Consider the following 17,754-nt stretch of genomic DNA (forward strand, 5'->3'; position numbering starts at 1 on the left):
CCCGCGGGAGGGGGATCAGGGTTTCAACAGCAGTGCCAGCTTCGCCAGCAGGCCGGTCGTGTCCGCGCCGCGCGGATGCGGCACGGCGGGCAGATAGGCGCGGCAGTCGAGGCAGGCGGCCTGCACCGAGCCCGCCTCGGTCAGCAACGACAGGTCCTGCGCCAGTCGCCGCTCGGTGAGCTGGCGCTTCATCGCCGCGATGCCGAACCAGCCGCGCGGCGCCATCGCCGCCTCTTCCTGATCGACGCCGAACAGCCCGGCGAGCATCTTCGAAAATTCGCTCGGCTCGTCCTCGAAATATTTGGCGTGATAATCGCCGTCGACCTTGGCGAGCTTCGCCGCCGCCGCGAGGGCCTCGGGCAGCCCGCCGAACTGGTCGACGAGGCCGAGCTGGCGCGCGGTGCCGCCCGCCCAGACGCGGCCCTCGGCAATGGTCTCGATCTTCTCCACCGGCTGCTTGCGGCTCTTGGCGACAAGCCCGGTGAAGCGCGCGTAAATGTCCTCGACGCTTGCCTGCGCGAGCTGGTTGAACTCGTCGTTCACCCCGCCGAGGATGTCTGGCTGGCCCGACAGCGGGGTCGTCGCGATGCCGTCGGCGGTGACGCCGATCTTGGCGAGCGCCTGGTCGAAGCTCGGCAGGATGCCGAAGACGCCGATCGACCCGGTGATCGTGTCGGGCTCGGCGAAGATGCGGTCGGCGGGGGTCGACACCCAATAGCCGCCCGACGCCGCGACATTCGCCATCGACACGACGATCGGCTTCTTCTTCGCTTTCGCGGCGAGCAGCGCCTGGCGGATTTCCTCGGAAGCGAGCACCGAGCCGCCGGGCGAATCGACGCGGAGGACGATCGCCTTGACCCCGTCGTCGGCCGCGGCGTCGAGAACGTGCTGCGCGATCGTTTCGCCGCCCGCGGTGCCGTTCGAGGCTTCGCCGTCGACGATCTCGCCGATCACGGGAACGACGGCGATCGCGGTGCCGTCCTTCCCCGGCGGGTTGGCGGCGACCCAATTGTCGAGCGGGATCGCGTTATAGTCCCACGGCTGGCTGTCGTCATAGGCGCCGCTGATTTCGGCGACGCGCGTTCCGAACGCCATCCGGCTGCCGAGCTTGTCGACCAGCCCGGCGTCGAGCGACGCCTTCGACAGATCGTTTCCGGCGGCTTTCACGAGGCCCGGCGTATCGGCGATGAAGGCGTCGATCTTCGCTTGCGGCCGCGCCTTCTGGACGTCGCTCCGCCATTTGTCCCACAGCACCGAGGCATAGGCGAGATCGGCCTCCTTCGCCTCGGGCGACTGGTCGCTGCGCAGGAAGGGTTCGACCGCGCTCTTGAAGGTGCCGACGCGGTAGATGTGCGCGGTAATGCCGAGCCGGTCCATCAGCCCCTTGTAATAGAGGTGCGACCCGCCCGGCCCCGCGATGGCGACGCCGCCGATCGGATCGGACCAGATCTCGCTCGCGTGCGAGGCGATCTGATAGCTGTCGGTGGTGTAGGCGGTCGCGAAAGCGAGCACCGGCTTCTTCTTCGCGCGCACCTTGTCGATCGCGGCGCCGATCTCGGCGAGCGAGACCTGCCCGCCGCCGAGGAAGCGGTCGAGGTCGAGCACGACCGAGGTGACGCGCTTGTCGTCGGCCGCGGTTTCGAGCGCATGGACGACGTCGCGGACGCGATACTCCTTGAGGTCCTGCCCGCCCGACAGCGCGGCGAAGGGATCGATCTCGGCCGGCTGTTCGGTGACGACGCCGTCGAGTTCGAGCAGCAGCGCGCCCTCGCTGACCGGCAGCGCCGCGTTCGGGCGGCCTGAGAGCAGGCCGAACAGCAGCGCGAAGAACATGAGGAGGAAGACGAGCGCGAGCCCGTCCTTGATCGCGACGAGCAGGTGCCAGACCTTGCGCGGGAAGCTGGTGGTCGATTTGGGCTTGTCGTCGCCCGGCAGCGGACGGCGGACGGGGATCGCCCAGGGACCTTGGTTGCTGTTCGGCGGCGTGGCGGTGCTATCGGTCATGCCCAAAACCTAGAGATGCGCCTTGCCCTTGGCAATGCACGCTTCGACCGGCGGGCCATGCTGCCCCATCGGCGACGTGAGCGTCAGAGCCAGCCTTCGCGGCGATACCAGCGCACCGTTTCCGCGAGTGCGTCGCCGGTCGCGGTTTCGGGCTGCCAGAGCGCGGCGGGCGGACAGGCGCCCTCGGCGACCACCCAGTCGGGATGCGCGATATAGCGCGCGCGGTCGGGGGTCAGCTTGGCGCGGCTGCGGCGGACGAGCGTGTCGAGCCGCCCGCCGGCCCTGAGCACGATCCCGGGCACCGCGAGCGTCGAGACATGGCTGCGACCGACCGCGCGGCCGATCGCGCGCGCGAAGCTGCGGTGCGACCAGCCGTTCGGATGGCCGTCGTCGGGCTCGTAGGTCGCGCCGATGCTCGCGTCGCGGTCGGCGACGAGCGCGACGAGCAGGCGTGCGAGTTCGTCGACGTAGATCGCCGATAGGCGCCCCGCGGGCGGCAGCAGCGCGACGCCGCGCCGTGCCATGCGGAACAGGTCGAGCATCTCGGTGTCGCCGGGGCCGAAAACCGCGGGCGGGCGCACGATCGTCCAGTCGAGCCCGCTCGCGCGGACGATCGTCTCGGCGCGCGCCTTCGACCAGCTGTAGTTGGAAATTTCGGGCTCGCGCGCCGCGAGCGAGGAGACGTGGACGAAGCGTGTCACCCCGGCGGCGCGCGCGGCGTCGACGACATGGCCGGTCGCGGCCGCGTTGCCGGCCTCGAACGCCGCTCGCGTCGGCACGTTGACGACGCCCGCGATGTGCAGCACGGCGTCGCTGCCCGCCGCCATCTCGGCGAGGCTGCCGGGTTGATCGAGTGCGCCCCGAATCCAGGTCACACCCTCACGCTCGGGCTGCGGGCGGCGGGTGAGGGCGCGGACGTGCCAGCCCGCCGCGACCGCTTGCCTCAGGGTCGCGCCGCCGACGAAACCGGTCGCGCCGGTCATCGCGAGGGTGGGGGTCATCTTCTCCCATCCCCTTCAGGGGAGGGGCAGGGGGTGGGGGCCATAGGCCTTGCGCAAGGCTTCGAGGCCCCACCCCAACCCCTCCCCTGAAGGGGATGGGCATTAAGAGCGCCCCGGCTCACAGCAACACCAGATGGTCGCGGTGGACGACGGCACTGCGCGGGGCATAGCCGAGCGCGGCTTCCTGCGCGTCGCGGCCGAGGCCGAGGATCGCCGCGATATCGGCGGCGGGATATTCGGACAGGCCGCGCGCGACGACGCGGCCGTCGGGGCCCGCGATGTCGAGAATGTCGCCGCGTTTGAAACCGCCGCTCGCGCCGGTGACGCCCGCCGCGAGCAGGCTGGCGCCGCCGCCGAGCGCCTTCACCGCCCCCGCGTCGATGGACAGGCGGCCCTTGGCGGTCAGCCCGCCGGCGAGCCACGCCTTGCGCGCGCTCGCGCCTTTCTCTGCGGCGAACAGCGTGTGGCGCGCCTCGGCCGACAGCGGCCGGTCGATCCGCCCCGAGGCGATGGCGAGATGCGCGCCGGCGGCACCGGCGATGCGCGCCGCCGCGATCTTCGACACCATGCCCCCGGACCCCATGCCCGACGCCGAGCCGGTGTCGGCCATCGCCTCGATGGCGGCATCGATGCGCTCGATGCGTGCGATATGCCGGGCGCCTTCCAGCGCCGGGTTGCGATCGTAGAGCCCGTCGATGTCGGAGAGCAGAATGACGCCGCCCGCGCCCGCCGCCTGCGCGACGCGAGCCGCGAGCCGGTCGTTATCGCCGAAACGGATTTCGGCGGTCGCGACGCTGTCATTCTCGTTGATGATCGGCACGACGCGCAAGGACAGCAGCCGGTCGAGCGTCGCCGCGGCGTTGAGATAGCGGCGGCGATGTTCGAGATCGTCGAGGGTGACGAGCATCTGCGCGGCGGTCAGCCCCTCGGCGCCGAGCACCTCGGCCCAGACCTGCGACAGCGCGATCTGTCCGGTCGCCGCGGCGGCCTGCGCATCCTCGAGGCTCGCGCGGCCGCCCTTGGCGAGCCCCAGCCGCCGCGCGCCGAGCGCGATCGCGCCCGACGAGACCACCGCGACCTGCTGGCCCGCCTTCGTCCGTTCCGCGATATCGGCGGCGATCCCCGCGAGCCAGTCGCGCCGCACCGCGCCGCCTTCGTCGACGAGCAGCGCCGATCCGATCTTGACGATCAGCCGGGAGCAGGAGGCGGGGGGGAACAGGGTCATTCCTGCGCCGATAGCGCGCGCGCGCAGGGGTGCCAATGCGAATATCCGTGCCGTGGTGCCGTTTCCCTCGCGATATGCTATGCTGGTCTTCTCATCGAGCCCTTCTGGAGAGTCGCACACCCCCTTTGCAGGAGAGGATAGATGGCGACGGCAATCGATGAAGACAGGCTGCACGCGTTCGTCGGCAAGATGCTGGGCGATCTCGGCGGCGGAATGAGCGTGCCGACGGTGCGGCTGGGATTTCGGCTCGACCTGTTCGATGCGCTCGCGGAGGCACCGGCAACGGCGGCCGAACTGGCGTCGCGCGCCGGCGGGCTGCACGAGCGCTACGTCCGCGAATGGGCGCTCGCCCAGGCCGCGAACGGCTATATCGACCATGATCCGGCGTCGGATCGGTTCAGCCTTTCACCCGAACAGTCGATGATATTCGCTGAACCCGACAGCCCGGTCTATCTGGCCGGCGCTTTCGAGCTGATCGCGGCGATGATCGAAGCCGAACCCAAGGTCGAACAATGTTTCCGCCACGGCACCGGCGTGCGCTGGGGCGATCATGCGGGCTGCCTGTTCTGCGCGACCGGGGCCTTCTTCCGGCCGGGCTATGTCAACAATATCGTCCAGAACTGGATTCCGGCGCTGGATGGGGTCGAGGCGAAGCTGCGCCGCGGCGCGAAGGTCGCCGATGTCGGATGCGGAGTCGGCTTCTCGACGTTACTGATGGCCGATGCCTATCCCGAGAGCGCGTTCGTCGGCTTCGACTTCCACGCGCCGTCGATCGACGAAGCGCGGCGGCATGCGGCCGCGCATGGCTATGGCGACCGCGTGCGGTTCGAGGTCGCCGCGGCGAAGGAAATCGCCGAGGACGGCTTCGACCTGATCACTATGTATGACTGCCTGCACGACATGGGCGATCCCCGCGGCTGCGCCGCGCATATGCGGCGCATATTGGCACCGGGCGGCCGCTGGATGATCGTCGAGCCGATCGCGGGGGACGCGCCCGCCGAGAATATGAATCCGGTCGGGCGTCTCTATTACAACGCCTCGACGATGATCTGCGTGCCGACCTCGCTCGACCAGGAGGTCGGCGAGGCGCTCGGCGCGCAGGCGGGCGAGGCGCGGTTGTCGCAGATCATCCGCGAGGGCGGCTTTGGAACGGTGCGGCGGGCGACCGAAGGCCCGTTCAACATGGTGCTCGAAGCGCAGTGATCAGATCGGCGACCAGTCGCCGCCCACATCTTCGCTTTCGTCCTCGCCCGGTTCGGGATGGCCGATCGCCTCGAGCAGCTTGTCGAGCACCGCATCGACCCCCGCGCCGCTCGCGCCCGAGAGCGCCATGACCTTGTGGCCGCTTTCGGCGGCGAGCTCGGCCGAGAGCGCCGCGATCAGCTCGTCGTCGAGCGTGTCGATCTTGTTCAGGGCGACGATCACCGGCTTGTCGACCAGATCGGCGCCATAGGCTTCGAGTTCGTCGCGGACGATGCGATAGCTGGTCGCGACATCGGCGTCGTTCGCGTCGACCAGATGGAGCAGCACGCGGCAGCGCTCGATATGGCCGAGGAAGCGGTCGCCGACCCCGGCGCCTTCGGCCGCGCCCTCGATCAGGCCGGGGATGTCGGCGATGACGAACTCGTGCCCCTTGTGGCTGACGACGCCGAGCTGCGGGCGGAGCGTGGTGAAGGCATAGGCGCCGACCTTGGCCTGCGCATTGGTCACCGCGTTGATGAAGGTCGACTTGCCGGCATTGGGCAGCCCGACGAGACCCGCGTCGGCGAGCAGCTTCAGCCGTAGCCACACCCACATTTCCTCGCCCGGCCATCCGGGGCCGTGCTGGCGCGGGGCGCGGTTGGTGCTGGTCTTGTAGCTCGCATTGCCGCGCCCGCCGTCGCCCCCGCGCAGGAAGACGATGCGCTCGCCTTCCTTGGTGAGGTCGGCGAGGAGGCTGCGTTCCTCGTCGTCGTCGAGAATCTGGGTGCCGATGGGGACCTGGATGACGAGGTCGGGGCCGCCCGCGCCGGTGCGGTCGCGCCCGGCGCCGGGGGTGCCGCGCTTCGCCTTGAAATGCTGGGTGTAGCGAAAGTCGATCAGCGTGTTGAGCCCGGCGACCGCCTCGAACACCACGTCGCCGCCCTTGCCGCCGTTGCCGCCGTCGGGGCCGCCATATTCGATATATTTCTCGCGCCGGAACGACACGGCGCCGGGGCCGCCGTCGCCGGACTTGATGAAGATCTTGGCCTGGTCGAGGAAATGCATCGCCGCCCTTTAGGGGGAAGGCGGGGATTTGGCTAGGGACCGTCGTCCAAGGGCAGGGTCAGCAGTCCGCCTTCCCGCTCTGCTCGGCCCAGAAGGTCGCGATCCGCCCCGTGATCAGCTCGGCGGCGAGCGCACGCGCGGTGTCGCGCGGCAGGCCGAGCGCCTCGGCCATCGCGCCGCCCATCTGCGCGTCGCCCATCGCCATCAGGACAAGCGCGAGCGTATCTTCGTGCATCAGGCGCTTTTCGTGCGCGTCGGGCGCCATGCCGTCGATCAGCCGGTGGATCGCATCGATCACGGGATCGAGCGCGCCCTCGTTGCCCGTTGCCGCCATCCAGGTCGCGAGCGCGCCCGCGCCGCCGCTGCCGAACGCGTCGAAGGCGAGGTCGACGATCTCGCGCACGTTGCGCTCGCCCGGCGGCGAGGCGGTCATCTTGGCGGCGATCGTGTCGCACACCGTGTCGGCCAGATAGGCCGCGAGCGCGATCTGCAGCCCCGCGGCGCTGCCGAAATGGTGGAGCAGATTGGCGTGGGTGCGATCGATTCGCGCCGCGACCGCCTTCAAGGTCAACGCCTGTGGCCCGCTCTCGATCAGAATCTGCCGCGCCGCTTCGAGCGCGACCGAGCGGCTTTCCTCCGGGCTGAGCCGCTTCTTTACTATTGACACCACTGTAAGTAATTCCTAGATACATGCCCCTACGGCGCCGCCGCGCCATCACCCCTATTCGCCGGTGAGGAAGATATGTCCAGCCTTTCGCTCTCCCCGACCCCCGCCGACCTGTCGATCACCCCGCGCGACCGGCGCTTTGGCCGCGACGACCGGCAGGGACGTTGGTGGCTGAACGGCGATCCGGTCGCCTCGGCCTTTCACACCGCGCTGTCGGTGACCTTTCCCAAGGGCGAGGCGATGTTCATCGAGGCGGTGAAGGCGCACCGTGACGGGGTGCCCGACAAGCTCGCCCGCGAAATCCGCGCCTTCACCCAGCAGGAAGTGATCCACAGCCGCGAGCATGTCGTCTTCAACCGCAAGGCGGCCGAGGCGGGCTATGATCTGTCGGCGCTCGAAGCCGATGTCGACAATGTCATGGAGCTGATCCGGCAGCGCCCGCCGATCGTCAACCTGATGGCGACGATCGCGCTTGAGCATTATACTGCGATGATGGCGGCGATCATGCTGGGCGATGCGCGGATGTACGAGGGCGCCGAGCCCGAATGGGGCGCGTTGTGGAAATGGCACGCGATCGAGGAGATCGAGCATAAGGGCGTCGCCTACGACACTTGGCTCCACGCGACGAAGGACTGGAGCCGCTGGCGGCGCTGGAAGGCGAAGTCTCTGATGATGCTGGCGATCACGACGCGCTTCTGGCCGAAGCGGGTGCGCGGCATGAAGGCGCTGCTTGCGCAGGACGGCCTGACCGGCTGGCGCGTGACGGCGCGCATCTGGTGGTATCTGCTGGGCAAACCCGGCATCCTGCGCAAGAGCTTCCTGCCCTGGCTCGCCTATTTCATGCCCGGCTTCCACCCGTGGAACCACGACGACCGCGCGCTGATCGGCAAATATGAAAGCGATTATGCCGATGCGGTGATGCCCGGCGGCGAGGTGGCGGCCGCCGCCTGACGGCTTGCCGCCGGCGGGGCGCGCTGATAGCGCGGCGCCATGCCCGCATCGCCTCCCGTCATCGACACGCCGCGCCTGCGCCTGCGCGAACCGCGCCTTGCCGACAAGGACGACCATATCGCGATGTGGGCCGACGCGCGCGTGACGCGCTTCATCGGCGGCGAGCCGCGCACCCCCGATGTCAGCTGGAGCAAATTCCTGGGCGCCGCCGGGCTGTGGCCGGTGATGGGCTTTGGCTATTGGGTGTTCGCCGACCGTGCGGCCGACCGGTTGGTGGGCATGGGCGGGCTCAGCTATTTTGGCCGCGGCATCCCCGAACTCGAAGGCGTTCCCGAGGCGGGCTGGGCCTTCGACGCCGATCATTGGGGCGCGGGCTATGCGACCGAGGCGATGACCGCCGCGCTTGGCTGGGCCGACGCGCATCTCGAGACGGCCGACGTGCGCTGCATCATCGATCCGGGGCATGTGGCGTCGGAGCGGGTCGCGGCAAAGCTCGGCTTCCGGCGCATCGGCGAAAGCGACGCGCTGGGCGAAGTGGTGGCGATCTATTCGCGGCCGCGTGGGGGATAAGATAATCATCGTCGCCCCCGCCTTCGCGAGGGCGACGCGTTTCCGTCAGGCCGCCTCCACCACCAGCACCCCGCCGTCGGCGCTGACGACGCGGACCTTGGCGCCTTCGGCCACGTCAGGCCCGCGCACCGGCCATTCGCCGTCGCCGACCTTGGCGCGGCCGCGGCCGTCCTCGATCGCCTGGGTCACGGTCAGCACCTCGCCGACCAGCCGCCCGGCGCGCTGGTTGAGGTGCGGGTCCGCCGAGGTGATCGGGTTCGCCTTCAGCCAGCGCCGCCCGCCGTAGAGGGCAACGAAGGACAGGATCGCGAAGATGCCGAGCTGGAGCGGGATGCTGAGCGGGACGACCCACGCAATCACGCCGGTGACGATCGCCGCGGCGCCGATCCAGATCAGGAAGAAGCCCGGCGCGACGATCTCCGCCGCGGCGAGCAGCACGCCGAGCGACAGCCACGCCCAGTGCGGCTCCATGTTCGTCAGCCAGTCGGGCATGTCAGCCCCCCGCCTTGCGGTCGAGCGCGTCGCGCGCGAGTTCGCCGATGCCGCCCAGCGTGCCGATCAGCTGCGTCGCCTCGACCGGGAACAGGATGGTCTTGCTGTTCGGGCTGGTCGCGAACTGGCTCACCGCGTCGACATATTTCTGCGCGACGAAATAGTTGATCGCCTGCGTATTGCCGCTCGCGATCGCATCGGAGACCATCTGCGTCGCCTTGGCCTCGGCTTCGGCCTGCCGCTCGCGCGCCTCGGCGTCGCGGAACGCGGCCTCGCGGCGCCCCTCGGCCTGCAGGATCTGGCCCTGCTTCTCGCCCTCGGCGCGCAGGATTTCGGAGGCACGCGACCCTTCGGCCTCGAGGATCACGGCGCGCTTTTCGCGCTCGGCCTTCATCTGGCGCGCCATCGCGTTCGAGATGTCGGCGGGCGGGCGGATGTCCTTGATCTCGACGCGGGTGATCTTCACCCCCCACGGCGTCGTCGCATCGTCGACGACGTGCAGCAGCCGGACGTTGATCTCGTCGCGCTTCGACAGCGTCGCGTCGAGGTCCATCGAGCCCATGACGGTGCGCAGGTTCGTCGTCGTCAGGTTCATGATCGCGAGATAAAGGTCGCTGACCTCATAGGCCGCCTTCGCGGCGTCGAGCACCTGGAAGAAGACGACGCCGTCGACCGCGACCATCGCATTGTCCTTGGTGATGATCTCCTGCCCCGGAATGTCGAGCACCTGCTCCATCATGTTCACCTTGCGCCCGACGCGGTCGAAGATCGGCATGATGAAGTTGAGTCCCGGCTGCGCGGTGTGCGTGTAGCGGCCGAAGCGTTCGATCGTATAGGCATAGCCCTGCCGCACCGGCGTCAGCGCCCAGATCAGGAAGACGAGCGCCAGCACCACCAGCGCGATCGCGAAATACATAGACCATCCCCTCCCGCAAAATCGTCCGCGTAAACCGCCTTCCTTATTGCGGCTATGGCGCGGCTGCGCCACAGAAAAGCGCATGACACAGGCCGATTTCGCTCCGCGCTCGCTCCTCTACGTTCCCGCATCCAACGCCCGCGCGCTCGAAAAGGCGCATGCGCTTGCCGCCGACATGCTGATCATCGACCTCGAGGATGCGGTGCCCGAAGACCGCAAGGCCGATGCGCGCGAGGCGATGCGCGCGGCGGTGACGGCGGGCTTTGCCGGAAAGCGGGTGGCGGTGCGGATCAACGGCAGCGGCAGCGCGCATCAGGCCGCCGACCTCGGCGCGGTCGCGGGGCTGGCGCTCGACGCGGTCGTGCTGCCCAAGGTCGACGCGCCCACCGATCTCGACCCGGCGCGCGGGCTCGGGCTGCCGCTGCTCGCGATGATCGAGAGCCCCGCCGCCATCTATGCCGCGCGCGCCATCGCCGCCGACCCCGCGACGCGCGGGCTGATCGCCGGGCTCAACGATCTCGCGCACGAGTTGCGGCTTCCGGACGGTACGGACCGCGGCGCGATGGGCCATGCGATCCAGGCGATCGTCCTCGCCGCGCGCGCGGGCGGCGTCTGGTGCTTCGACGGCGTCTACAACGCGATCGACGACGCGCCGGGTTTCGCCGCCGAGGCCGGCGAAGGACGGCGGCTGGGCTTCGACGGCAAGACACTGATCCACCCGTCGCAGGTCGATCCGTGCAACGGCGCTTTCGCGCCATCGGAGCGCGAGATCGCCGTCGCCGAGGCGCTGGTCGCGGCGGCGACCGGCGGCGCGCAGCGGCACGAAGGACGGATGATCGAGGACATGCACGTCGCCGCGGCGAGGGCGCTGCTGGAGCGGGCGGGGCGCTGACAAGCCCCTCCCCTTCAGGGGAGGGGTTGGGGTGGGGCCATCGGCCTTGCGCAAGGCCGATGGCCCCCACCCGCTGCGACTAGGCCGCAAGCTGCCAAGTCTCGCTGCCCTCCCCTGAAGGGGAGGGCTTATCAGTGCACCATTCGTCGTTCGACGAACGCGCCTTGCCTCCCCCGGCGGTCCATGTCATGCGGCCGATCCATGCAGAAGACAGCCCTTCGCGCCGCCGTCGCGGCCATCGCCTTCACCGCTTTCGCGGCCCCCGCCGCCTTCGCCAGGGACGCCGACACTCCCGTCACCGAAGCGCAGCTGGCCGAGCATATCCGCATCCTGGCGGGCGACGCCTTCGAGGGGCGGGCGCCGGGCACCGAGGGCGAGGACCGCACGATCGCCTATATCGTCGGCGAATGGGCGAAGGCCGGGCTCGAAGCCGTGCCGGGCAGCGCGACGCCGTGGCTGCAGCCGGTGCCGCTGGTCGAGAGCGAGGCGGTCTCGGGCAGCGCCAGGCTGCGCGTCCACGGCCGCGACTTCGCGCTGGAGGATGACGGCATCATCCTGACCGGCCGCGACCCCGCGGTGACGCTGAATGACGTGCCCGCGGTGTTCGTCGGCTATGGCATCGACGGCGCGGGCAAGGTCGCGACCGACGTCAAGGGCAAGCTCGCGATCATGCTGTTCGACAATCCGCCCTATGGCGACAAGCCGCCGCGCTACCGCGAGCGACGGCGGATGCTCGCCGAGGCGGGCGCCGCGGCGGTGCTGGTGGTCGCGACCGACGCCGTGCCCTGGGCGCAGCTTCGCGGCGCGCTCGCCGGCAAGACGGTGCGGCCCGCCGAGGAGGCGAGCCAGGGACCGGCGATCAGCGGCTTCCTGTCGCTCGAGGCGTCTGATGCGCTGTTCGCGCGTGCGGGGCAGGACGGCGGCGCGCTGCGCGAGGCGGCGAAGGCGCCCGACTATCGCGGCATCGCGCTGCCGGTGACTGCCGATTTCGCGGCGACCTCGACCGTGCGGCCCTTCGCCAGCAACAATGTGATCGCGAAGCTGCCCGGCGCGAAGCCCGACGGCAAGGCGGTGCTGTTCCTCGGCCACTGGGACCATCTCGGCCTCTGCCGTCCCGAAGGAGCGGCCGACCGCATCTGCAACGGCGCGGTCGACAATGCGAGCGGGATCGCGGTGCTGATCGAGGTCGCGAAGCGGCTCGCGAGCGGGCCGCGCCCCGACCGCGACATCTATTTCCTCGCGACCACCGCCGAGGAGAAGGGGCTGCTCGGCGCCTATTATTTCGCCGATCATCCGGTGGTCCCGCTCGGCGACATCACCGTCGCGCTCAACATCGACACCATCGCCATCTCGCCGCGCGGCACGCCGGTCGCGACGATCGGCCGCGGCCGCCCCGCCTATGACGCGATGGTGCGCGATGTCGCGACCAAGCTCGGGCGCCGGATCGACACCGACGGCGAGGCCGACGCCTTCGTCCAGCGGCAGGACGGCTGGGCGCTCGGCGCGAAGGACGTCCCCGCGCTGATGGTGGGTGGCAGCTTTTCCGACATGGGGCTGCTCGAGGCGTTCCTCGGCAGCGACTATCACGGCCCGGGCGACAATTTCACCGACAAGGTGCCGCTCGGCGGCGCGGCGGAGGATGCCGACTTGCACGTCGCGCTCGGGCGGGCGTTCGCCGATACGAAGCGATGGGCGGGCAACGCCGAAAATTAATCACCGCATCCCCGAGCGAAGACGAGGGGCTTCTTCGAGCGAAGCGAGAAGCTAGGGCGCTGCGGGCCTCGACTTCGCTCGGCAATGCCCCTCGTCTTCGCTCGGGGATGCGGAAGGCAGGTGAGTTGAGTTTACGCCGCCTGCTTCGCCCGCTCGCTCATTTCCTGGTTGAGCATCTCGGCCAGCAGGAAGGCCAGCTCCAGGCTCTGCCCCGCGTTGAGGCGCGGGTCGCAGTGGGTATGATAGCGGTCGGCGAGGTCCATCTGGGTCACGTCCATCGCGCCGCCGGTGCATTCGGTGACGTTCTGGCCGGTCATCTCGATATGGATGCCGCCGCCATGCGTCCCCTCGGCGCGGTGCACGGCGAAGAAGCCGCGCACTTCGGCGAGGATGCGCTCGAAGGGTCGCGTCTTGTAGCCGTTGGGCGTCTTGATGACGTTGCCGTGCATCGGATCGCACGACCAGACGACGGGGTGGCCCGATTCCTTCACCGCGCGCACCAGCTTCGGCAGATGGGCCTCGATCTTGTCGTGGCCGTAGCGGGTGATCAGCGTCATGCGGCCGGGCACATGGCCGGGGTTTAGCGTGTCGAGCAGGCGCAGCAGCGCGTCGGGCTCGAGGGTCGGCCCGCACTTCATGCCGACCGGGTTGCCGATGCCGCGCAGATATTCGATATGCGCCGACCCTTCGAAGCGGGTGCGGTCGCCGACCCACAGCATGTGGCCCGACGTGTCGTACCAGCCGCCGGTCAGGCTGTCCTGCCGCGTGAGCGCCTGCTCATAGGGAAGCAGCAGCGCCTCGTGGCTGGTGTAGAAGCTGGTGCCCTTGATCTGCGGGACGGTTTCGGGGGTCACGCCGCAGGCTTCCATGAAGGCGAGCGCTTCGGAAATGCGCGCGGCGGTTTCCTGATATTTCTTCGCCCACGGGCTGCGGTCCATGAAATCGTGCGTCCAGGCGTTGACCTGGTGCAGATTGGCGTAACCGCCGTTCGCGAAGGCGCGCAGCAGGTTGAGCGTCGCCGCCGACTGGTTGTACGCCTTGACCATGCGCGCCGGGTCGGGCTCGCGGCCCTTCGCCTCGAAGCCGATGTCGTTGATGATGTCGCCGCGATAGCTGGGCAGCGAGATGCCATCGACATCTTCCATGTCGGCCGAGCGCGGCTTGGCGAACTGGCCCGCCATGCGGCCGAGCTTCACCACCGGCATCTTCGACGCGAAAGTCAGCACGACCGCCATCTGTAGGAGGACGCGGAAGGTGTCGCGGATGTTGTTCGGGTGGAATTCCGCAAAGCTCTCTGCGCAGTCGCCGCCCTGGAGCAGGAAGGCCTTGCCCTCCGCGACGCGCGCGAGCTCGTTCGTCAGTTCGCGCGCTTCGCCGGCGAAGACGAGCGGCGGATAGCTTGCGAGCTCGCGTTCGGCCGCCTCGAGCGCGGCGCCGTCGGCGTAGGTGGGGAGCTGGCGCGCCTCGTGCGAACGCCAGCTATGCGGTTGCCATGTTTTCGTCATCTCTATCGTCTTCTGCATCAAAACCCGAATCGCGCGCTGCCTTGGCGCGAACGCACCGGGGAAGCAAGGGCAAGGAAATTAGCATTGTCCGCGCTTTTGCGCACCTATGCTTTTCTTGAGGCGCGGAAACTGCTAATTTGCTGCCGCTCCCGAAGGGGTGGCGGACGGCAGGGGAGTGCCGGATCGGGGTTGCGTCGAGCGTTCGGTAATCGGTAACCTTATATATCTAAGTGTCCTAACCACCAGGCAGCGACGCGAAACGATATAGCTATGGCGAATTTCAATCCCGCCTTGTTCGGCTATGGCGCCCTGTTGTTGCTGCTGGCGACCTGCTTTGCCGCGCGGATCGAGCAGGTGCGCCTGGGCGTCGCCGTTGCGGCGCTGCTCGCGCTGCCGATCGCGGTCTTCACCTGGCATGGCGTCGGCTACGCGCTGCTGTTGCTGGCGATCCTGGCGGTGAACGGCGCGCTCGCGGCGCGCGGCTGGCTGCGCGACGCCGGCATCCGCTTCTCGCCCGAGGAACAGGCGCTGCGCGCGCTGCACTTCGCCGATCTCGGCCCCGCCGGCGTCCGGCGCCTGATCGACCAGGGGCACTGGATTTCGGCCAAGCGCGGCGAGGTGCTGATCCGCGAGAATCAGGCGGCGCCCAGCCTCTTCTACCTCGCCGAAGGCCGCGCGCTGATTCAGCGCGACGGCGCGGAGGTCGGGACGCTGACCGACGGCGCGCTGATCGGCGAGGCGACGGTGCTCGACGGCGCGCATGCGACGGGCACGGTCACGCTGACCACCAACGCGCGGCTGTGGTTCGTGCCCGCGGCGGCGCTGCGCGCCTATCTCGCCGCCAATCCCGACATCGCTGCGGCGCTGCACCAGGGCTTCGCGCGCGCGCTGCGCGGCAAATTGGCGAGCGCCAACACGCGCATTGCCGACATGCCGCCGCTCTCCTAGAGTCGCAAGATGGCACTGACTCTCGTAGACAAGAAAATCACGAAGAGCAGGCTGGCATGATGGAGAGAAAGATCCATCTGGGATCAGTCATCTCCTTGTTCGCCTTCGTTTGCGTGCTGCTGGCTGGAGCAAATCTGAGCGCATTGATTTCAGCGAGTGCCTTCGCCACGAACTGCATTCTTGCTATCGCCGGAGCCAGCATCTTGGGGTGCGCCTATTTTTTCCCTCGCTCAGCGCGAGCATGGCTTCGAAGGAAACGAAAATGACGTTAACCGTGTTCGGAATCAGTAACTGTGACACGGTGAAGAAGGCGCGGCGCTGGCTGGACGGCGCGGGCGTTTCCTATCGCTTCCACGATTTCCGCAAGGACGGGCTCGATCCCGCGAAGCTGCAGGGCTGGATCGACGCGGTCGGCTGGGAAAAGCTGCTCAACAAGGGCGGAACGACCTTTCGCAAGCTGCCCGATGCCGACAAGGCGGGGCTCGACGCGGCGAAGGCCAAGGCGCTGATGCTGGACCAGCCGGCAATGATCCGCCGCCCGGTGGTGGAGGCGGCGGACGGCGTCAGCGTCGGATTTTCCGAGAGTGACTGGCAGGCCCGCTTTGCGGCATGAGGCGCTGGCGCGCCGCGTCGCTCGCGCTGCTGGCGCTCGCGGGCTGCGGGGCTGAGCCGATGGCGGCGGAGCCTACGCTGGGCGGCAAGCCGCCGATCGTCATCGCGCATCGCGGCGCGTCGGGCGAGCGGCCCGAGCATACGCTCGCGAGCTATGAGCTGGCGATCGAGCAGGGCGCCGACTTCATCGAGCCCGATCTGGTGCTGACGAAGGACGGGGTGCTCGTCGCGCGGCACGAGAATGAGATTTCGGAGACGACCGACGTTGCCGATCATCCCGAATATGCGAACCGAAAAGCGACCAAGCGGATCGACGGCAAGGAGGTCACGGGCTGGTTCACCGAGGATTTCACCCTTGCCGAATTGAAGACGCTGCGCGCGAAGGAGCGCATCCCGAAGCTGCGCGGGACGGCCAACGACGGCAAGTTCGCGATTCCGACCTTCGAGGAGATTCTCGACCTTCTCGCCCGCGTCAACAAGGGGCGCGCGCATCGGGTCGGCGTCTATCCCGAGACCAAGCATCCGAGTTATTTCGCCGCGATCGGCCTGCCGCACGAGGGGCCCATGCTCGCGCTGCTCGACCGATACGGCTATCGCGGCCGCGCCGCGCCGGTGTTCATCCAGAGCTTCGAGGTCGGCAATCTGAAGGCGATCCGGGCGAAGAGCGACCTGCCGCTGATCCAGCTGATGGACGGCGAGGGCGGGCCGGCCGACGATCCGAAATCGAGCTATGCCGCGATGGCGACGCCCGCGGGGCTGAAGGCCGTCGCTGCCTATGCCGACGGCATCGGGCCGAACAAGGACATGGTCATCCCGAGCGGCGCGCTCGGAACGCTCGGCGAGCCGACCTCGCTCGTGCGCGACGCGCATGCCGCGGGGCTCAAGGTGCATCCGTGGACCTTCCGCCGTGAAAATTACTTCCTGCCGTTCGCCGACAAGGGCGGCATCAATCCCGCCGGGCACGGCGACCTGGCTGCCGAGATCCGCGTTTATCTGAAGACCGGCATCGACGGCCTGTTCAGCGACAATCCCCGCGAGGCCGTTCCCGCGGCGAAACAAGGAGAAACGCGATGACCGAACGCGCTTTGGGCCGGAGCGGCCTTGCCGTCCGCCCCTTCGTCCTCGGCGGCAACGTCTTCGGCATGACCGCCGACCGCGCCGCGAGCTTCGCGGTGCTCGACCGCTTCGTCGAGCGCGGCGGCGGGATGATCGACACCGCCGACGTCTATTCGGCGTGGGTGCCGGGCCACAAGGGCGGCGAATCGGAAACCATGATGGGCGAATGGCTGAAGGCGAGCGGCGCGCGCGACCGGATCCTCATCGCGACCAAGGTCGGGATGATGGAGGGCGGGCTGAAACCCGACCGCATCCGCGCGGCGGTGCAGGGCTCGCTCGACCGGCTCGGCGTCGACGTCATCGACCTCTATTTCGCGCACAAGGACGATCCCGACGTGCCGCTCGATGAAATGCTCGGCGCGTTCGGCGAGCTGGTCGATGCGGGCACCGTGCGCGCGATCGGCGCGTCCAACTATTCGGCCGAGCGGCTTGCCGAGGCGCTGCGCGTGTCGGCAGAGACGGGGTTGCCGCGCTTCACGGTGATGCAGCCCGAGCTCAACCTGCTCGACCGCGATCAATATGAGGGCGCGCTGCAGGAACTGTGCATCGCCGAGGGGCTGGGCGTCGTCACCTATTTCAGCCTCGCCTCGGGCTATCTATCGGGCAAGTATCGCGATGCGGGCGATCTGTCGAAGAGCCCCCGCGGTGCGCGCGTCCAGCCTTATATGGAGGGACGCGGGCCGGCGGTGCTTGCGGCGATGGAACGGATCGCGGGCGAAACCGGCGCGACGCTGCCCCAGATCGCGCTCGCCTGGGTCGCGGTCCAGCCCGGCGTCACCGCGCCGATCGCGAGCGCGACGAGCGTCGAACAGCTCGACGAGATCATGGGGAGCGAGGCCCTGCGCCTGTCGCCGGAGCAGCTCGCGGCGCTGACCGGGGCCGGCAAGGCCTAGTC

At 68.9% G+C, this 17,754-nt stretch carries 17 protein-coding genes; 9 read left to right on the forward strand and 8 right to left on the reverse strand.

What is annotated here, in order from left to right; all coding sequences use genetic code 11:
- Positions 1 to 15: 15 nt before the first annotated feature.
- From sppA to proB, 3 genes are all read right to left on the reverse strand, one after another.
- Positions 16 to 2,004 (reverse strand): signal peptide peptidase SppA, encoded by a 1,989-nt coding sequence (gene sppA, locus ACOTSS_RS02570; protein ID WP_448689982.1) that lies wholly within the window; start codon positions 2,002 to 2,004, stop codon positions 16 to 18.
- An 83-nt stretch (positions 2,005 to 2,087) separates the two neighbouring features.
- The gene (locus ACOTSS_RS02575) at positions 2,088 to 3,005 is read right to left on the reverse strand and encodes an SDR family oxidoreductase (protein WP_448689983.1); all 918 of its coding nucleotides are present in this window, start codon (positions 3,003 to 3,005) and stop codon (positions 2,088 to 2,090) included.
- A 118-nt stretch (positions 3,006 to 3,123) separates the two neighbouring features.
- On the reverse strand, positions 3,124 to 4,230 hold the full coding sequence (proB, locus tag ACOTSS_RS02580; RefSeq protein WP_448689984.1) for a glutamate 5-kinase: 1,107 nt from the start codon (positions 4,228 to 4,230) through the stop codon (positions 3,124 to 3,126).
- 141 nt (positions 4,231 to 4,371) lie between these two features.
- Here proB and ACOTSS_RS02585 point away from each other — a divergent pair, with 141 nt between their 5' ends.
- Positions 4,372 to 5,433, forward strand: a complete 1,062-nt coding sequence (locus ACOTSS_RS02585) for a class I SAM-dependent methyltransferase (protein WP_448689985.1) — start codon at positions 4,372 to 4,374, stop codon at positions 5,431 to 5,433.
- Here ACOTSS_RS02585 and obgE read toward each other — a convergent pair whose 3' ends face one another.
- Both obgE and ACOTSS_RS02595 read right to left on the reverse strand, forming a co-directional pair.
- Positions 5,434 to 6,477, reverse strand: a complete 1,044-nt coding sequence (obgE, locus tag ACOTSS_RS02590) for a GTPase ObgE (RefSeq protein ID WP_448689986.1) — start codon at positions 6,475 to 6,477, stop codon at positions 5,434 to 5,436. It lies immediately after the preceding gene.
- Between the two features lie 58 nt (positions 6,478 to 6,535).
- The gene (locus tag ACOTSS_RS02595) at positions 6,536 to 7,144 is read right to left on the reverse strand and encodes a TetR family transcriptional regulator (protein ID WP_448689987.1); all 609 of its coding nucleotides are present in this window, start codon (positions 7,142 to 7,144) and stop codon (positions 6,536 to 6,538) included.
- Between the two features lie 75 nt (positions 7,145 to 7,219).
- On the opposite strand from ACOTSS_RS02595, the gene ACOTSS_RS02600 reads away from it, so the two are divergent.
- Together ACOTSS_RS02600 and ACOTSS_RS02605 are read left to right on the forward strand one after the other, a co-directional pair.
- On the forward strand, positions 7,220 to 8,095 hold the full coding sequence (locus ACOTSS_RS02600) for a metal-dependent hydrolase (protein ID WP_448689988.1): 876 nt from the start codon (positions 7,220 to 7,222) through the stop codon (positions 8,093 to 8,095).
- Between the two features lie 39 nt (positions 8,096 to 8,134).
- Entirely contained in the window at positions 8,135 to 8,665 is a 531-nt protein-coding gene (locus ACOTSS_RS02605; RefSeq protein WP_448689989.1) for a GNAT family N-acetyltransferase, read from the forward strand.
- 45 nt (positions 8,666 to 8,710) lie between these two features.
- Here ACOTSS_RS02605 and ACOTSS_RS02610 read toward each other — a convergent pair whose 3' ends face one another.
- The gene (locus ACOTSS_RS02610) at positions 8,711 to 9,157 is read right to left on the reverse strand and encodes an NfeD family protein (RefSeq protein ID WP_448689990.1); all 447 of its coding nucleotides are present in this window, start codon (positions 9,155 to 9,157) and stop codon (positions 8,711 to 8,713) included.
- Position 9,158: 1 nt separating this feature from the next.
- Positions 9,159 to 10,073, reverse strand: coding sequence for an SPFH domain-containing protein (locus ACOTSS_RS02615; RefSeq protein ID WP_095388576.1), 915 nt, complete (start codon positions 10,071 to 10,073; stop codon positions 9,159 to 9,161).
- 82 nt (positions 10,074 to 10,155) lie between these two features.
- Between ACOTSS_RS02615 and ACOTSS_RS02620 the strand changes: the two genes are divergently transcribed.
- The gene (locus tag ACOTSS_RS02620) at positions 10,156 to 10,965 is read left to right on the forward strand and encodes an HpcH/HpaI aldolase/citrate lyase family protein (RefSeq protein WP_448689991.1); all 810 of its coding nucleotides are present in this window, start codon (positions 10,156 to 10,158) and stop codon (positions 10,963 to 10,965) included.
- Positions 10,966 to 11,166: 201 nt separating this feature from the next.
- Complete coding sequence (locus ACOTSS_RS02625) at positions 11,167 to 12,678, forward strand: M28 family peptidase (protein WP_448689992.1); 1,512 nt, start codon at positions 11,167 to 11,169, stop codon at positions 12,676 to 12,678.
- Positions 12,679 to 12,809: 131 nt separating this feature from the next.
- Here the strand turns inward: ACOTSS_RS02625 and ACOTSS_RS02630 are convergent, their stop codons facing one another.
- On the reverse strand, positions 12,810 to 14,183 hold the full coding sequence (locus ACOTSS_RS02630) for a class II 3-deoxy-7-phosphoheptulonate synthase (protein ID WP_448689993.1): 1,374 nt from the start codon (positions 14,181 to 14,183) through the stop codon (positions 12,810 to 12,812).
- A gap of 270 nt (positions 14,184 to 14,453) precedes the next feature.
- Here ACOTSS_RS02630 and ACOTSS_RS02635 point away from each other — a divergent pair, with 270 nt between their 5' ends.
- From ACOTSS_RS02635 to ACOTSS_RS02650, 4 genes are all read left to right on the forward strand, one after another.
- Complete coding sequence (locus tag ACOTSS_RS02635; protein ID WP_448689994.1) at positions 14,454 to 15,131, forward strand: Crp/Fnr family transcriptional regulator; 678 nt, start codon at positions 14,454 to 14,456, stop codon at positions 15,129 to 15,131.
- 262 nt (positions 15,132 to 15,393) lie between these two features.
- Positions 15,394 to 15,744: an ArsC family reductase gene (locus tag ACOTSS_RS02640; protein WP_448689995.1), complete on the forward strand. Its 351-nt coding sequence runs from the start codon at positions 15,394 to 15,396 to the stop codon at positions 15,742 to 15,744.
- A complete protein-coding gene (locus tag ACOTSS_RS02645; RefSeq protein ID WP_448689996.1) occupies positions 15,741 to 16,817 on the forward strand; it encodes a glycerophosphodiester phosphodiesterase in 1,077 nt (358 codons plus the stop codon). The genes ACOTSS_RS02640 and ACOTSS_RS02645 overlap by 4 nt, the downstream gene beginning before the upstream one ends.
- Positions 16,814 to 17,752: an aldo/keto reductase gene (locus ACOTSS_RS02650; protein ID WP_448689997.1), complete on the forward strand. Its 939-nt coding sequence runs from the start codon at positions 16,814 to 16,816 to the stop codon at positions 17,750 to 17,752. The genes ACOTSS_RS02645 and ACOTSS_RS02650 overlap by 4 nt, the downstream gene beginning before the upstream one ends.
- Positions 17,753 to 17,754 lie beyond the last annotated feature (2 nt).

This window comes from Sphingopyxis sp. NJF-3 (assembly GCF_053514865.1).

Bases quoted from the DNA above. Each gene is read 5' to 3' on its own strand.
- sppA (WP_448689982.1), bottom strand. From the start codon at position 2,004: ATGACCGATAGCACCGCCACGCCGCCGAACAGCAACCAAGGTCCCTGG.
- ACOTSS_RS02575 (WP_448689983.1), bottom strand. From the start codon at position 3,005: ATGACCCCCACCCTCGCGATGACCGGCGCGACCGGTTTCGTCGGCGGC.
- proB (WP_448689984.1), bottom strand. From the start codon at position 4,230: ATGACCCTGTTCCCCCCCGCCTCCTGCTCCCGGCTGATCGTCAAGATC.
- ACOTSS_RS02585 (WP_448689985.1), top strand. From the start codon at position 4,372: ATGGCGACGGCAATCGATGAAGACAGGCTGCACGCGTTCGTCGGCAAG.
- obgE (WP_448689986.1), bottom strand. From the start codon at position 6,477: ATGCATTTCCTCGACCAGGCCAAGATCTTCATCAAGTCCGGCGACGGC.
- ACOTSS_RS02600 (WP_448689988.1), top strand. From the start codon at position 7,220: ATGTCCAGCCTTTCGCTCTCCCCGACCCCCGCCGACCTGTCGATCACC.
- ACOTSS_RS02605 (WP_448689989.1), top strand. From the start codon at position 8,135: ATGCCCGCATCGCCTCCCGTCATCGACACGCCGCGCCTGCGCCTGCGC.
- ACOTSS_RS02610 (WP_448689990.1), bottom strand. From the start codon at position 9,157: ATGCCCGACTGGCTGACGAACATGGAGCCGCACTGGGCGTGGCTGTCG.
- ACOTSS_RS02615 (WP_095388576.1), bottom strand. From the start codon at position 10,073: ATGTATTTCGCGATCGCGCTGGTGGTGCTGGCGCTCGTCTTCCTGATC.
- ACOTSS_RS02620 (WP_448689991.1), top strand. From the start codon at position 10,156: ATGACACAGGCCGATTTCGCTCCGCGCTCGCTCCTCTACGTTCCCGCA.
- ACOTSS_RS02625 (WP_448689992.1), top strand. From the start codon at position 11,167: ATGCAGAAGACAGCCCTTCGCGCCGCCGTCGCGGCCATCGCCTTCACC.
- ACOTSS_RS02630 (WP_448689993.1), bottom strand. From the start codon at position 14,183: ATGACGAAAACATGGCAACCGCATAGCTGGCGTTCGCACGAGGCGCGC.
- ACOTSS_RS02635 (WP_448689994.1), top strand. From the start codon at position 14,454: ATGGCGAATTTCAATCCCGCCTTGTTCGGCTATGGCGCCCTGTTGTTG.
- ACOTSS_RS02640 (WP_448689995.1), top strand. From the start codon at position 15,394: ATGACGTTAACCGTGTTCGGAATCAGTAACTGTGACACGGTGAAGAAG.
- ACOTSS_RS02645 (WP_448689996.1), top strand. From the start codon at position 15,741: ATGAGGCGCTGGCGCGCCGCGTCGCTCGCGCTGCTGGCGCTCGCGGGC.
- ACOTSS_RS02650 (WP_448689997.1), top strand. From the start codon at position 16,814: ATGACCGAACGCGCTTTGGGCCGGAGCGGCCTTGCCGTCCGCCCCTTC.